This is a genomic window from Butyrivibrio proteoclasticus, from assembly GCF_900115735.1.
In the GTDB taxonomy this organism is placed as follows: domain Bacteria; phylum Bacillota; class Clostridia; order Lachnospirales; family Lachnospiraceae; genus Butyrivibrio; species Butyrivibrio proteoclasticus_B.
On record NZ_FOXO01000022.1, the window covers coordinates 24,258 to 38,887 of the forward strand.

Genomic DNA, 14,630 nt, shown 5'->3' on the forward strand with positions numbered 1-14,630 from the left:
TATCCTAAAGAGTAGAAAAATAAATATATCTATTATATTGAAGAAACAGGAGGTATCTCATGAGCTCAAAAAAAGGGAAGGCAGCCGGACAGACACCAAAGGCTATAAGCACTAAACTTTCAGTGCTGTTTGTGGCAATGCTTGTTGTTACAATTCTTGTGTCGGAGGCCATTACATTTTCTCTTGGCTATTCCATGATAAAGGGTCTGATTTACAGTTCACTTCAGAATGAAGTATCAGTAGATGCCAGCAGCATTAATAAAGAACTTAACTCTACATTCTACTATTTGAATGGTGTAGCGGATGCGATTGAACAAAATGATTTTGCATCAGATGCAGATCTTATGCAGTATCTTACAGGAACGGTTGGAAGATATGATCTGATTCCGACAGGAGCATACGTAATGCTTAATGATAAGACATTTCTTTATGCGGCTGATCCAACCTATAAGATTGAAGATTGTACCGATAATGTTATGTATAAAGCAGCGATGCAGTATACTAACAGCTGGTTTTACTATTATGATGTACCCTACTTTGACAAGGTTACAGGTGCACTTTGCGCATCTGTAATAAGGCATGTTCATCTTAAGGATGGGCGCGAAGGAGCTTTTGCGGCTGATCTGTTCTTGTCTTTTGCCCAGGAATCACTTGATGGCGTTAAAGTTTATGATACGGGTGGAGCCATGATGGTAACCAGCCAGGGACTGATCCTTACGTATAGAGATAATCCGGAAGTTTGTGGAACTCTTATCGCCGATAATGCTGATAATAAGTTCCTGACTGCAATTGGAAAATATGTTGCGGGAGAATCAGGAAAAGAAACTCATGAAGTTGTAAATACCAAGATTGGCGGAGAAAAATATTATCTTGTAAGTGCCGATGTAAGTGGTACTGACTGGTATGTAATTCTTTATGCTAAGCAAAGTGAAGTTTTGGCAACACTGTTCAAACTTGTTATTATCCTGATACTTGTTGCAATAATAGCAGTTGTAGCAGTAATTGTTATAATGAACATTGTTCTCAGGAAACTTATTAAGAATCCTGTTACGAGTCTTACTGATAATATTGAGAAGATTTCGGGCGGCGACTTTACAGTCAGCATATCATCAGATGGTAATGATGAGATTGCGTACATGAACAATGCGATGGGTGACTTTGTAAATGGTATGAGATCGTCCCTAAGCGAGATCATGGATGTTTCCGGAAGACTTATGGGAGATGCCCAGACTTCAAAGAGCACTGCTGAAGACCTTGAAAATGCAGCTAATGAGCAGTCTTCAAGTATGTCACAGGTTCGTGAGAATATCGACAATATGGCAAAGGCAGTAAATGAAGTTGCTGAGAATGCTACCGTCCTTGCACAGACAGTTGCAAATGTGACTGAGCAGGAGCAGCAGATTGAAGAAACCATGAATGAACTGGTTTCAAAGGCGGATTCAGGTCAGCATGAGATGGCAAGCGTTGCCAACGGAATGAATGACATAGTTGAGTCCATGAAAGATATGGCTGATGCGGTTTCTAGCGTAGATGAAGCTGCCGATAAGATCAATCAGATCGTCGATCTTATAAATTCTATATCTTCACAGACAAATCTGCTTTCATTAAATGCAAGCATTGAGGCTGCAAGAGCAGGAGAAGCAGGAAAAGGCTTTGCAGTAGTTGCCCAGGAAATTGGTCAGCTTGCACAGAACTCTGCAGATGCTACCAAGCAGATTGCTGATATTATCAAAGATATGTCTGGAAGAGTTCAGCAGCTTTCTGAGAAATCAGAGACCAATACACAGCTTATCAATAACAGTGCAGAATCAGTAAATACAGCTGCAACTACATTTAAGGAGATCACTCAGCAGTTGTCGGATGCCAACGTTACACTTTCTGCAATGGCAGAACATATGGAGAAGGTTAACGATGTTGCAACCAATATGGCTTCCGTATCTGAGGAGCAGTCAGCATCTACTCAGGAAATCGCTGAGAATGTTGAAAAAGTAACAGAGGCTGCCAAGGGAGTGGCTACATCTTCAGAGCTTGTTGCAAGTGCAGCATCATCAGTTTCTGAGGCTGTTGATACGATCAATGGAAATCTTGAGAGATTTACAATCCAATAAAAATAAAAATAATTGACTTTGAAAATGCTTTGAGGGCAGTGTTCCTCAAAGCATTTTTTTTGTCTTATTTTTACAATAATGATAGTTTATTTGACTTGGAGCAAAAAAGCTTATAGAGTTAAATTGAGGTAGTTTATTTTATCAGGGGGTTTTTATTCTATGAGTGAAGCAAAACAGATGCTATTTGCAAGAAATATGATATGTATTTGCATTGAAAAAAAGGAAAGCGGAGATTATATTGGTTTATTGTGGCATCAGTATTCTGATGATCCCATCGAGTTTAACGGAGTTAGCGACATGCTGATGCTCATGGATGATCTTTATGATGAGTGGGATTTTCCCCAGAGGAGCCTTGAAAAAAGAGAATTCAATAAGGCCAGGGAACATGAAGAGATGAATTGTGATCCGGATTCTCTTGTGATTGATAAGGTTCAGGCTACATCAGGAGTAAAGAATGTCCAGAATAAGAGGGGAAGTCTGGGTACATTTTTTGTTCAGGTTAAGTTCAGACAGAATGCTACATGGCAGGGAACTGTGATCCATGCAGAGACTAACAGCAAGTCAGATTTTAACAGTGCAATGGGGCTTGTTGATATTATTGATAAGACTATGAATAATAATTGAAGGGTTATTAATGAATAAGTTTAAGAAAATTGCAAAATGGAGCATCTTAGCTATCATCACTGTGATCATTGTAGCTGCGATTGGCTTCAAGATTTATACCAAAGGTTATTATAAAGCTGATATGGATACAATAACAGCTATTGAGACAAGGCTCGAGGGAAGCGTGAACTCGTATTCGGATGAAAACGGAATGGTATTTTTACCGGAGACTTCAGTGCCCAAGGCAGTCATAGTTTTTTATCCCGGAGGTAAAGTGGAATGTCAGGCATATAGCGGTCTAATGTATGAAATAGCAAGCCGCGGATATATCTGTATTTTACCGAGGATGCCGGAGAACCTTGCATTTTTAAGAATAAATGCGGTTGAGAAGATTACTGCCAATTACATGGATGATGTGGATTCGGTTAAAAATCTTGACTGGTATATTGCAGGGCATTCATTAGGCGGAGTTGCAGCATCTTTGTACCTTGAAGATAAGACAGATGATTATGCGGGTATAATTCTTTGTGCATCATATCCCAATGCGGATTTTTCTGATAAGGATATAAGACTTTTGTCCATATACGGGGCAGAGGACAAAGTTTTAAAGGCTGATGCTTACGAGAACAGTAAGGCATATTGGCCGGAAGATTCTGAAGAATATATCATCGAAGGTGGAATTCATTCATTTTTTGGATGTTATGGAATTCAGGACGGGGACGGAACTCCGAAGATATCAAATACAGAGCAGATTTCTGAAACGGCAGATATGATTGCATCATGGATAGAAGGCTGAAATTTTAGATTATATTAGGAGAAGAGTATGGATTTTTCAATTGTAGAAGTATTTAACAGAAGCGTGACTATTGAGCTTGTTTCCGATTCCATTTTTAAGCAGGAAAAGAGTTTTGAAGTACTCATAGATGGTGAGAAGATGCTTGAATCTGACAGAAATGTGGTTTCAGTAGCAGGTCTTTTGCCAGACAGAGAATATAAGATTGCTGTTGTATTTGATGACGAAAAGGTTGAAAAGAGCTTTACAACAAAGCATGAGTCAGTTTTACTTGATGTCACAAAGTTTGGCGCAAAGGGAGATGGAAAGACTGCTGATACAGCAGCACTTCAGGCAGCAATCTGCTCATGCCCTGTAGATGGAACAGTTTATATTCCAAAGGGAACGTATTTTACAACAGCTCTTTTCCTGAAGAGCAACATGACTTTCTGGATTGGCGAGGGTGCTGTTCTTCTTGGAGATACTGACAGAGATCATTACCCTATTCTTCCGGGAATGACATTTACAACAGATGAAAAAGATGAGTACAATCTTTCAAGCTGGGAGGGCAATCCCCTCACTAGCTTTGCATCTCTCGTTACAGCAATTGATGCGGAGAATCTTGATATCATTGGTTCCGGTACCCTTGATGGAAATGCCCAAAATTCAGACTGGTGGGTTAATCCTAAGATAAAAAGAGGTGCATGGAGACCAAACACTCTTTATCTTTGCAGATGTAAGAATGTGAGAGTTCAGAACATTACAGTTCAGAATTCACCTTCATGGACAGTTCACCCATATTACTGCGATGATATTTCATTTTTGAATCTCTATATCCATAATCCATCAGATTCACCTAATACTGATGGACTTGACCCGGAGAGCTGCAACAATATACTTGTTCTTGGAACAGTTATCTCTGTTGGTGATGACTGCATGGCAATCAAGAGCGGTAAGTATTACATGAGTCTTGAGCATCATAAAGAGACAGATAATTGCATTATCAGAAACTGCAAGTTTGAAAGAGGCCACGGCAGTGTGACAGTGGGCTCCGAGGCAGCAGGCGGTGTTAAGAATGTTCGCGTTTCACAGTGTATTTTTGACGGAACAGACAGAGGTCTTCGCATCAAGACCAGAAGAGGTCGCGGCGAGAGGTCAGTTCTTGATGACATACTTTTTGAAAATATTGATATGAATGGTGTGCATATGCCATTTACTGTAAACATGTTCTATTTCTGTGATCCTGATGGACATAGTGATTATGTTCAGAATCAGAATCCGGCACCTGTTGATGAGATGACACCTGTAATCGGCTCTATCACCGGAAGAAATATTAAGTGTGAGGGCGTTTCTGCATGCGTACTGTGCGCAGTGGGACTTCCTGAGAGACCTATTGGTGAGCTTAGATTTGAGAACATTACAGCTTCATTCCTTCCTGAATCAGAGCGTGTTCCTGAGAGACCTGTAATGATGGACAACTTCGATGAGATGAGCGGCAGAAGCGTTTATGCCAAGAATGTTAAGTCACTTATATTAAAAAATGTTTTTATCAGCGGAAGTGTTGACAAAGAGCCCGAGTTTTATGGCGTTGAGAGTAGTGACCTTGATAATGTGAAGTACGAGTGATCACTGAAATAATCTGGTGGTAAGAACCAATCATTTATTTGGAGCATTAAATGAAACGGAATAATGGGCAAATAATTGTAACTGCATTATTATTTGTTATGCTCACACTTTTTGGATGTGGAAAGTCTGAGATAAGTGAAAACGCTATTTCCCGTACAGCTTCTATTACGGAAGAATCAGAAGCTGTACGGGAAAATGATACAGTTTCTGAAAAGCCAGAAACTGTTGTGGCAGAGGCCACATCTGGTAATTATGATTCATATGCAGGGGTTGAAACTACAACAGAAAGTTATGATGTTGTTTCTGCAGATGAAAGTTCATCGAAGGCTGTAATTGATGAATATGGAATCTATGACAGCAAGGATGAAGTAGCTCTTTATATAGTTACCTATGATAAACTTCCCTCCAATTACATTACCAAGAAAGAGGCCAAAAAGCTCGGCTGGAGCGGTGGATCGTTAGAAAGCTATGCACCTGGAAAGTGCATAGGTGGAGACTATTTTGGAAACTATGAAGGGAATCTTCCAGAAGATGCACAGTACCACGAGTGCGATATAGACACCCTTGGTAAAAAGAGTCGTGGAGCTAAGCGCATTGTTTATTCTGATGACGGATATATTTATTACACAGAAGATCATTACGAGACGTTTGAACTTTTGTATGAGCCATGAAATCTATGTATTTGGTAGCTTTATGAACTGAATGACATGAGGATATGTGCGGCATCTATTAAATTGAATGTTGAAAATTCTGCTAATAAATTATGAGGTTTTGTCATGGAAAAGGTCTTCTATATTGATTTATCCGGAATAAAAAGTAAAGAGGAATTCCATAATGCATTAGAAAGAGAGCTGCCTCTTCCTGAATATTACGGAGGAAATCTAGATGCATTGTATGATGTGCTGACAGATGTTTCCGATGAATGGAACATTATTTTTTACAATTCTTCAGATCTTAAGCTGGGTATGGAGAAATATTTCAGTAGCTTTGAAAAGCTTTGCAGGAATGTGACCAGAGAAAACGAATGCGTAAGAATACGCATATATCCTTAAAGTCTGCTGAGATTATATATTTTTATGCGAAGATGACAGTTAAAGCAGACAGAATTTATTTAATGAAGAGTTTTTTGTTTGACTTTGCCTGTTAAGTTTCGTAAACTAAATACAGTTAATTGGTAAGAGGGAGTAGCTGGCCGATGTTTTGTTGGCAGCCAGATCCGTCAGGACGATGTGAGAGCATCCGAATCTGGCATAAGGTTACATTTTCGCGTAGCGATTTGAACTGACAGCAAGACTTTTATCATAGCTGCTTGCTATGGTAAAGGTCTATTTTTATGTCTGCTGACAAGGCCTTTACAGCTATTTTTTATTATCAATGAAGGGAGATTATTATGAAAACACTAGCTATTATTCTTTTTATTCTCATGTATGTTCTTTTAATAATATTTAAAAAGCATCGTGCGAAGATTGCAATTGCAACTGCAATTATCTTTGTAGTAACAGGAATTCTTCCTTATACTCAGGTATTTGCTGCGATTGACTGGAACATTCTTCTTATGCTATTTGGTACTATGGTAATTGTTGATTACTTCATAGAGTCCAAAATGCCTAATCTTATTGCAGATAAACTTCTTGATCTTGCCCCTAATGTAATGTGGGTAACAATATTGATGTCCCTGTTCGCAGGTATCATATCTGCATTTATCGACAACGTGGCAACACTTTTGATGGTTGCTCCTGTTGGACTTGCTATTTGTAAGAAACTTAAGATTTCACCGGTTTCAATGATCATCTGTATTGCGGTTTCATCAAACCTTCAGGGAGCTGCAACACTTGTAGGTGATACAACATCTATCATGCTTGCAGGCGCTGCTAAGATGGACTTCAATGACTTCTTCTGGATGCAGGGAAAACCTGGTATTTTCTTTGCAGTTGAGCTTGGCGCTCTTGCAACTGTACCTATCATGATGATTCTTTTCCGCAAGGATAAAGAGCCTGTTCATTCAGATGAGCGCACAGTAGTAACAGATTATATCCCAACAATTACAATGCTTGGACATGTTATTTTCCTTGTTTTTGCTTCATTCTTCCCCAACAAGCCTGAACTCACAAACGGTATCATCTGTATGGTATGGGGAATCATCAACATTGTTTGGGAGATCATTGTTTCAAAGGGAACAGACAGCATGTGGCATTCTCTTAAGGCTATCGACTATGACACAATGCTTCTTCTTGCAGGTCTTTTCTGTGTAATCGCTGGTATTACAAATGTAGGCCTTATCGATGATCTGGCTCACATCATTGCCGGTGCAGGAAAGGATAACGTATTCCTTTTGTATACTCTTATAGTATTCGGATCAGTAGCAATCTCTGCATTTATTGATAACATACCATATGTAGCAACAATGCTTCCGGTACTTGCTAGCCTTGCCGGAGTAATGGCAGTTAACCCGCTTCTTTTATACTTTGGACTTCTTATCGGTGCTACACTCGGCGGAAACCTTACTCCAATCGGTGCTTCCGCAAACATCGCAGGTGTTGGTATGCTTCGTAAAGAGGGCTATGAAGTTTCTTTTGGTGACTTCATGAGAATCGGTTTACCATTCACACTTACAGCAGTAGTTGTCGGCTATCTGTTCATCTGGATCGTATATGCGTAAAACTATACTTTCTTGTAAACAGACGCAGACGAACTGAAAGTGTAGGCATAGTGAGGTGAACGATTTTATTTTGAAATGATGATAAATGGATATAAATAAACCCACAAAAGACTTGTGTTCTGAATAAGTATGAAACAAGTCTTTTGTGGGTATTTTATGTCCAATTTATCACATTGAAAAATATCAGAGTGAACAGAGCTATACCTACACTTTCAGTTCGTCTGCTGTTCTTGCAAAAATATTAGTTTCTATATGTGTAGTAAAACATAAATCCACAAGTGCCCATATCTTTGGATTGATTTCGGAGTATTCGCAAAGACTCAGTAAATTTACAAAGTGAATGAAATGATGGGTATCGCGGACCTTACGCCACCATTGACTGAACCTGAGAAAAACGCCTTGGCCTTAGAGGCGGCGGTGAGGATGATGGGAACAGTAGTTAGATTCATACACCGTCGGATTCAGCATTGTAGCGTTTTTCTCAGAACCCGCCAATGGCAAGCACCTACGGTGTGGCTGGGTACAAGTGCCTCGGGTTCCAATTCCGAGAACAGTAGGTGTGGCTGGTTTCAAGAAATCATGGGCATATAGCTAGTTTTTAATAGCTCGGCCACCCGAAATAAAACCGTTTTTGGGCTCATAGCCGGATATCAGGCTTGCAGCCACCCTTGTAACGGGTGGCTCGAGTCTTGAAATCGGCCTATATGCCCATTTGAACGTTCGTGAGGGGTGGCTGTCCTCGCAAAAAGCTGCTATATGCCCAAAGCAATTTCTATTGGTTGGCGATTCAAATTGGATAAATGTGGGATTAACTGAGATGTGGGATAAGATCAAAAAAACTGTAACGTTTATCCTATTATGTCATAGCAATCATGCTGCGATGTAGGATAAAACCGAAAAAACTGTAATACTTATCCCACTCTATCCAAGTCGGTTTTCAGAGTTGTGGGATAAAACATTAAATTCTATCGAAGTTATCCCACATTTTCAGCCTTCTGAGCACTGTAATTGTCCAAAAAGTAGGATAATCGTGAAAAAATCAATTGTTTTATCCCACAATTCTCAGTCAGAACCATGAGAATTGTGGGATAAAATGAGTAAAAGTCAAACGTTTATCCTACTCACGAGCAAAATCCATTATCAGAATGGTCAAATCTGTAGGATAAAAAGCGCTAAAATCAAGCGATTATCCTACATCCTCTCCTACATCCGGATTGTCACAGTGAAATGGGTATATAGCTATACTTTTTAAGTTACCACATCCATCGGCTAAATTTTCAGGAAGTGTAATTGGGCATATACGAGAAAAAATGGATTGCCACATCCATTGGATGAGTGAACTTTAGACATATGATCTCTATATAATGGTGTGGTAACCTCAAATAAGGTTGTATATGCCCAAAATCACAAATCAAAAACCTTGTCACATGGTGTCGTAAGCTCAAAAATCAGGCTATATTTCCAAAACAGAATCTTCGCTCTCTTTACATTGAAAGACGCAGACATATAGTCACATACATCCTTGAAAGTAGCCATCCCTACTGTTCTCGGAATTGGATCCCGAGGCAATAATTCCCAGCCACACCGAAGGTGCTTGCCATTGGCGGGTTCTGAGAAAAACGCTACAATGCTGAATACGACGGTGTATGAATCTAACTACTGTTCCCATCATCCTCACCGTCGGCTCTAAGGCCAAGGCGTTTTTCTCAGGTTCAGTCAATGGTGGCGTACGTAGCCATTACAAATGCTTCCAGAGCTATGCTCTATATTTTTAGTAACAATTGCATGAATTATTCAATCTTGATTCTTTGGTTTTATAATGCACATCATTTTTCATGACAATATAATCAACATGTTAGCAAGTAATTGTCTTGTGTTTTGCATGTGTTATCATTTATAATGTAAGCACTTTCATATTGAGTTTATAAAGAAATGGAGATTCTTATGACAAGAGAAGAAACCTTTAAGATGCTCAATGAATATGTGGATTATCTTCTTGAGAAATCCGATGCTGAGCACCCATATTGGAACATTGAAAATGTCCTTAGTGGAAAGCCAAATAAGTGGAACTACATTGATGGATGTATGATCACAGCTGTTCTCTCACTTTACGAGCAGACTTCAAACAAGAAGTACCTTGATTTTGCTGATAAATTTGTTGGCTGGTTCGTGCAGGAAGATGGTCAGATCAAGACTTACAGTCCAGAAGAGTACAATCTTGACAATATCAACCCATCCAAGAATCTCTTTAAATTATACGAGCTTACAGGCAAGGAAAAATATAGAAAAGCCATGGATACTGTAAGAGCGCAGCTTGATACAATGCCAAGGACTAAAGCAGGAAACTTCTGGCACAAGAATATCTATCCATATCAGGTATGGCTTGATGGCATGTACATGGCACAGCCTTTCTACATGGAATATGAGAAGCGTTTCAATAAGATGCAGGGCTGCCTTGATTCTTTCAAGCAGTTTAAAAATGTTGAAGCTCTTATGAAGGATGAAAAGACAGGACTCTATTATCATGGATATGATGAGAGCAGAGAAATGTATTGGGCTGATAAGGAAACAGGATGCAGTCCTAACTTCTGGCTTCGTGCTCTTGGATGGTTCACAGTAGCTTTGGTTGATACAGCAGAGGCAATCGATGAGTCTATGTATTACGAGAAGCGTTACCTTCAGACAATGCTCAAAAATCTGGCTGACAGCCTTATTCCTTTCCAGGATGAAAGCGGAATGTTCTATCAGGTTGTAGATAAGGTAGACGATGAGAGAAATTATCTTGAGACTTCAGGAACAGCACTTATTGCCTATGGACTTTTGAAGGGCGTGAGACTTGGATATTTGCCTGAACGTTTCAAAGATGTTGCTATCAAGGCTTTTGATGGAATTGTTAACAAGTATCTTTCTCGTAACGAAGATGGTTCACCAAGACTTGGCGGAATCTGTCTTGTAGCAGGACTTGGCGGAGCACAGCACAGAGATGGCTCACTTGAGTACTACTTCTCAGAGCCTGTTGTTGAGAATGAAGCAAAAGGTGTGGCACCACTCATTCTTGCATACACAGAGCTGCTTCGTCTGAAATAATAATCTAATACATCAATTCGTTATGAATGCGGCACACCCTTAATTGGGTGTGCTTTTTATATAGCCTGATATTTCTAAACGGGAGAATGTAGCTTGCAACATTCTTTTTTCTATATCAAATTTATAATTGTGTGGTATACTGTTCTGATGAAATTATTATAAATTAAGAGGTATTTGAAATGGCTGATATTACAAATAAAATGCTTGATTTTATAGATGCTTCACCGACTTGTTTTCATGTTGTTGATAACCTGAAAAAAGAGCTTGTAAAAAACGGTTACTTAGAGCTTTCTGAGAAGGAAGAGTGGAACCTTAAGGCAAAGGGGAAATACTTTGTTACAAGAAATGATTCTTCTATTATTTCTTTCAGAATTCCTAAGAAGGATTTCAAGGGCTTTTATATGATCGCAAGCCACAGCGATTCTCCTTCCTTTAAGATCAAAGAGAATCCTGAGATGGAAGCCGCAGGAGCATACGTGAAGCTCAACGTTGAAAGATACGGCGGGATGCTTTGTGCACCATGGTTTGACAGACCACTTTCTGTTGCAGGAAGAGTTTTTGTAAAGGGTAAAAAAGGAATTGAGAGCAGGCTCGTTGATGTTGACAGGGATCTTGTTATGCTTCCTTCACTTGCTATCCATATGAACCGTGAGGCCAATGATGGTTACAAGTACAATGCGCAGACAGATATGCTTCCTATTTTTGGAGATGAAGCTTCAAAGGACAGCTTTTTTGATGTTATTGCAGGGAGTGCAGGCGTAAAGAAAGAAGACATATTAAGCCATGACCTTTTCCTGTATAACAGAGTTAAATGGACAACCTGGGGAGCAAACAACGAATATATTTCATGCTCACGCCTCGATGACCAGGAATGTGTTTACAGCTCATTTGACGGATTCCTTAAGGGAAAAGAAAAAGAGAATGTGCCGGTTCACTGCGTATTTGACAACGAGGAAGTTGGAAGTGGAACCAAGCAGGGTGCTGCTTCAACATTCTTAAAAGCTACTCTTGTAAGAATAAATGAGTGCCTTGGAAGAACTACAGAGCAGTACTACACAGCACTTGCAAACAGCTTTATGATCTCTGCTGATAATGCACATGCAGTTCATCCTAATCATGTTGAGAAGGCTGATCCTGTGAACAGACCTGTAATGAACAAGGGTATTGTTATCAAATACAACGCTAACCAGAAATATACTACAGATGCTTTCTCTGCTGCATTCTTCAAGAATGTCTGCGAAAAAGCAAACGTTCCTTATCAGACATTTACAAATCGTTCTGATACTGTCGGAGGCTCAACCCTCGGAAATATTTCTACAACTCAGGTTGCAGTTGACACAGTAGATATTGGTCTTGCACAGCTTGCTATGCACTCACCTTATGAGTCAGCAGGTGCCAAGGACCCCGAGTATCTTGCAAAGGCATCAAAAGAATTTTATTCATTATGATAGAGAATAGAGGAGATAGGTTTTAATGGGATTATTTGATTTATTTGGTGGGAAAAAGAATGGGGCTGGAGAGGAAGTTTCCAAGGAACAGGAACTTTTGTCCAGTAAGGAAAAAGAAATAGAAGCAGCCAGAAAGGCTCATGCGGAGCTGACATGGCCTACTATTCCCAAGCTCAACCCTGTAAATATAAAAGACGCTGAGACTCACGATATGGAGGAAACAGTTTCGCCTGAGAGAAAGAGTGAGGTTGGCCAGCTCATTTATGAGCCTGACATCTCAATTGATGCTCTTGTTGATCTTTCAGGACAGGAATTGTTATTCCTTCTGACAGCTATGGAAGTATTTACTAAGACAGCCCCTTTACCTGATTTTGAAAAGAATCACAGAAAGGTCTACAACGAGGTTCTCGGAAGACTTCGTGATTCAAAAGATCTGTATGTTCTTTATGATACATCTACAGGCTATCCTTTCATCGACCATGGATTTGCCAATGTATATTTTGAAGAAGAGCTTGCTGAAAAGGCAAGAAGCATGTTTGAAGGTCAGTACAGAAAGCTTGTTGTAAGAAAAGTTAAGGTAGAAAATGATGAAGCACCTGCAAATGTAAGACGCGGATTCTTTGATTATCTTTATTACATAGGTATCGAGAATCTTATTGTGGATAATGGTGCTTACAGAGCAAGATTTAAACGAAATGAGATAGTTGTTTCTCCAATGGACTGGAATAGCGATAGAAAGGATGCTTCACCTGTTAATCCTGAACTTAACTTTGCTATGATAGATTTCCTTGAGGAACTTCGCTGGCCTGTTGCTTATGAGAAAAGAGCTGATGTATTAAAGGCAAAAGAAGTGAGAATGCTTTCACTTATCAGAAATGCCAATTATATCATTCCTATGCAGCATGAAGGTCCTGCAGAAGTCATGGAAGATGGCAGGATCAGAATGGGTAAGGACACAAAGCTCAAATTCCTTGTTATGAAGACCAAGGATGATAAACAGTTCCTTCCTGTTTATACAGATGCCATTGAATTTAGCAAAAAGCTGACCGGCACAGAGTGGAATGCGGCAGTGTTCAAGTATCAGGATATCCTTAAGTTTGTACAGGACAAGGAAGGCATAAGAATCAATCCAAACGGACAGGGCATTGTCCTTCCAAAAGACAGAATGATGGCCATCGAGATCGCGGCTCAGCAGGCAGCCATCATGAGAGGCAAGGCAGGTATTAAACCTCAGCAGACAGGGTCTGCAGCTTCAATGAGCGAAGATGCAGCAGTTCAGGCAGCGCTTAATCAGGCTATGGCCAAGATGAACGAAAAAAGAAACACAGAAGATTTTAAAGAGTCTGAAGAACAATAATTAGCTTGTTAATAAACGGATAATAGTCTAAAATAGTAGTATAGTAGGCTATTGTCCGTTTCCTTTTTTATAAGGAGTGGTGTGATGTTAGACAGACTTATGGGTGCTTTCATGGTTGAGAGAGGGCTGATGACAAAGAATCAGCTCGATCAGGTCAATAAGGTACAGGAATCTAATAGAGCTAAACTTGGTGTGGTAGCGGTATCTGAAAAGCTCATGACAATTGCTCAGGCAGAGCAGGTCAATGCACTTCAGGCTTCTATGGATATGCGTTTCGGAGATATTGCCGTAGAAAAGGGATATCTTACTGATGCACAGGTTGAGCGTCTTCTAAAGCTTCAGGGAAATAGTTACATGGCATTTGTTCAGGCCGTGGTTGACCTTGGAATTCTCCCAATGGAGAAAATACCTGAAATTGAAAAAGAATATGAAACATATGTTGGCGCTACTGCCATAGATATGGTAGAACTTAAGACAGGAAATATTGACAATATAGTTCCAATTTTTTTGCATACAGGCAATAAAACATATAAAAGTATATTTTCCATGGCTATCAAGGCGTTGTACAGACTTGTGGACAATCATGTTTACATAGGAAAATCATATGTTGTTAATTCCGTTAGAGAGGAAGTAATAGGATATCAGCATTTTCACGGTGATGTAAGCGGAGTGTTGGCTATTTCTGGAAAATATGACAACATGAAGAAAATGGCAATTGCTTATACCAAGGAAGAATTTATTGAAACCAGAGAAGATGCCCTTGATGCTATCTGTGAGCTTATAAATTGTATCAATGGTTTGTATGCCACAGAGGAAAGTAAAAAAGAGGTACGTATTGAACTGAATCCACCGGATTTTTCAGTTGCTTTTCAAGGAATAGACTATGAAGGTATTGTAGTGATGCCGGTTTATATCAGTGGCGGCGAGATAAAGTTAATTATTAGGATTGTTTGATCATAAACTTTGGAGG

Annotated in this window: 12 protein-coding genes; 11 read left to right on the forward strand and 1 reads right to left on the reverse strand. The window is 39.6% G+C overall.

What is annotated here, in order from left to right; all coding sequences use genetic code 11:
• Window positions 1-59 precede the first annotated feature (59 nt).
• From BM146_RS13180 to BM146_RS13210, 7 genes are all read left to right on the forward strand, one after another.
• Window positions 60-2,108, forward strand: coding sequence for a methyl-accepting chemotaxis protein (locus tag BM146_RS13180; RefSeq protein WP_074889883.1), 2,049 nt, complete (start codon window positions 60-62; stop codon window positions 2,106-2,108).
• Window positions 2,109-2,267: 159 nt separating this feature from the next.
• Window positions 2,268-2,732, forward strand: coding sequence for a hypothetical protein (locus BM146_RS13185; protein WP_074889886.1), 465 nt, complete (start codon window positions 2,268-2,270; stop codon window positions 2,730-2,732).
• Between the two features lie 10 nt (window positions 2,733-2,742).
• A complete protein-coding gene (locus tag BM146_RS13190; RefSeq protein ID WP_074889889.1) occupies window positions 2,743-3,507 on the forward strand; it encodes an alpha/beta hydrolase in 765 nt (254 codons plus the stop codon).
• Window positions 3,508-3,534: 27 nt separating this feature from the next.
• A complete protein-coding gene (locus BM146_RS13195; protein WP_074889892.1) occupies window positions 3,535-5,109 on the forward strand; it encodes a glycoside hydrolase family 28 protein in 1,575 nt (524 codons plus the stop codon).
• Between the two features lie 50 nt (window positions 5,110-5,159).
• A complete protein-coding gene (locus tag BM146_RS19030) occupies window positions 5,160-5,780 on the forward strand; it encodes a ribonuclease domain-containing protein (protein ID WP_242949403.1) in 621 nt (206 codons plus the stop codon).
• Between the two features lie 105 nt (window positions 5,781-5,885).
• The gene (locus BM146_RS13205) at window positions 5,886-6,161 is read left to right on the forward strand and encodes a barstar family protein (RefSeq protein WP_074889895.1); all 276 of its coding nucleotides are present in this window, start codon (window positions 5,886-5,888) and stop codon (window positions 6,159-6,161) included.
• 338 nt (window positions 6,162-6,499) lie between these two features.
• The gene (locus tag BM146_RS13210) at window positions 6,500-7,768 is read left to right on the forward strand and encodes an ArsB/NhaD family transporter (protein WP_177201668.1); all 1,269 of its coding nucleotides are present in this window, start codon (window positions 6,500-6,502) and stop codon (window positions 7,766-7,768) included.
• A gap of 1,404 nt (window positions 7,769-9,172) precedes the next feature.
• Here BM146_RS13210 and BM146_RS20195 read toward each other — a convergent pair.
• Window positions 9,173-9,304 (reverse strand): hypothetical protein, encoded by a 132-nt coding sequence (locus tag BM146_RS20195; protein WP_278308514.1) that lies wholly within the window; start codon window positions 9,302-9,304, stop codon window positions 9,173-9,175.
• Between the two features lie 408 nt (window positions 9,305-9,712).
• On the opposite strand from BM146_RS20195, the gene BM146_RS13220 reads away from it, so the two are divergent.
• The 4 genes from BM146_RS13220 (at window position 9,713) to BM146_RS13235 (ending at window position 14,614) form a co-directional block, all read left to right on the forward strand.
• Window positions 9,713-10,855, forward strand: a complete 1,143-nt coding sequence (locus BM146_RS13220; RefSeq protein ID WP_074889905.1) for a glycoside hydrolase family 88/105 protein — start codon at window positions 9,713-9,715, stop codon at window positions 10,853-10,855.
• Between the two features lie 179 nt (window positions 10,856-11,034).
• Window positions 11,035-12,303: a M18 family aminopeptidase gene (locus BM146_RS13225; protein ID WP_074889909.1), complete on the forward strand. Its 1,269-nt coding sequence runs from the start codon at window positions 11,035-11,037 to the stop codon at window positions 12,301-12,303.
• Window positions 12,304-12,328: 25 nt separating this feature from the next.
• On the forward strand, window positions 12,329-13,660 hold the full coding sequence (locus tag BM146_RS13230) for an SseB family protein (protein WP_074889914.1): 1,332 nt from the start codon (window positions 12,329-12,331) through the stop codon (window positions 13,658-13,660).
• Between the two features lie 84 nt (window positions 13,661-13,744).
• A complete protein-coding gene (locus BM146_RS13235) occupies window positions 13,745-14,614 on the forward strand; it encodes a chemotaxis protein CheX (RefSeq protein WP_074889917.1) in 870 nt (289 codons plus the stop codon).
• Window positions 14,615-14,630: the final 16 nt, after the last annotated feature.

What these genes read in the sequence shown, in the direction of transcription:
- BM146_RS13180 (WP_074889883.1), top strand. Translation starts at nt 60, where the DNA reads ATGAGCTCAAAAAAAGGGAAGGCAGCCGGACAGACACCAAAGGCTATA.
- BM146_RS13185 (WP_074889886.1), top strand. Translation starts at nt 2,268, where the DNA reads ATGAGTGAAGCAAAACAGATGCTATTTGCAAGAAATATGATATGTATT.
- BM146_RS13190 (WP_074889889.1), top strand. Translation starts at nt 2,743, where the DNA reads ATGAATAAGTTTAAGAAAATTGCAAAATGGAGCATCTTAGCTATCATC.
- BM146_RS13195 (WP_074889892.1), top strand. Translation starts at nt 3,535, where the DNA reads ATGGATTTTTCAATTGTAGAAGTATTTAACAGAAGCGTGACTATTGAG.
- BM146_RS19030 (WP_242949403.1), top strand. Translation starts at nt 5,160, where the DNA reads ATGAAACGGAATAATGGGCAAATAATTGTAACTGCATTATTATTTGTT.
- BM146_RS13205 (WP_074889895.1), top strand. Translation starts at nt 5,886, where the DNA reads ATGGAAAAGGTCTTCTATATTGATTTATCCGGAATAAAAAGTAAAGAG.
- BM146_RS13210 (WP_177201668.1), top strand. Translation starts at nt 6,500, where the DNA reads ATGAAAACACTAGCTATTATTCTTTTTATTCTCATGTATGTTCTTTTA.
- BM146_RS20195 (WP_278308514.1), bottom strand. Translation starts at nt 9,304, where the DNA reads ATGGCTACTTTCAAGGATGTATGTGACTATATGTCTGCGTCTTTCAAT.
- BM146_RS13220 (WP_074889905.1), top strand. Translation starts at nt 9,713, where the DNA reads ATGACAAGAGAAGAAACCTTTAAGATGCTCAATGAATATGTGGATTAT.
- BM146_RS13225 (WP_074889909.1), top strand. Translation starts at nt 11,035, where the DNA reads ATGGCTGATATTACAAATAAAATGCTTGATTTTATAGATGCTTCACCG.
- BM146_RS13230 (WP_074889914.1), top strand. Translation starts at nt 12,329, where the DNA reads ATGGGATTATTTGATTTATTTGGTGGGAAAAAGAATGGGGCTGGAGAG.
- BM146_RS13235 (WP_074889917.1), top strand. Translation starts at nt 13,745, where the DNA reads ATGTTAGACAGACTTATGGGTGCTTTCATGGTTGAGAGAGGGCTGATG.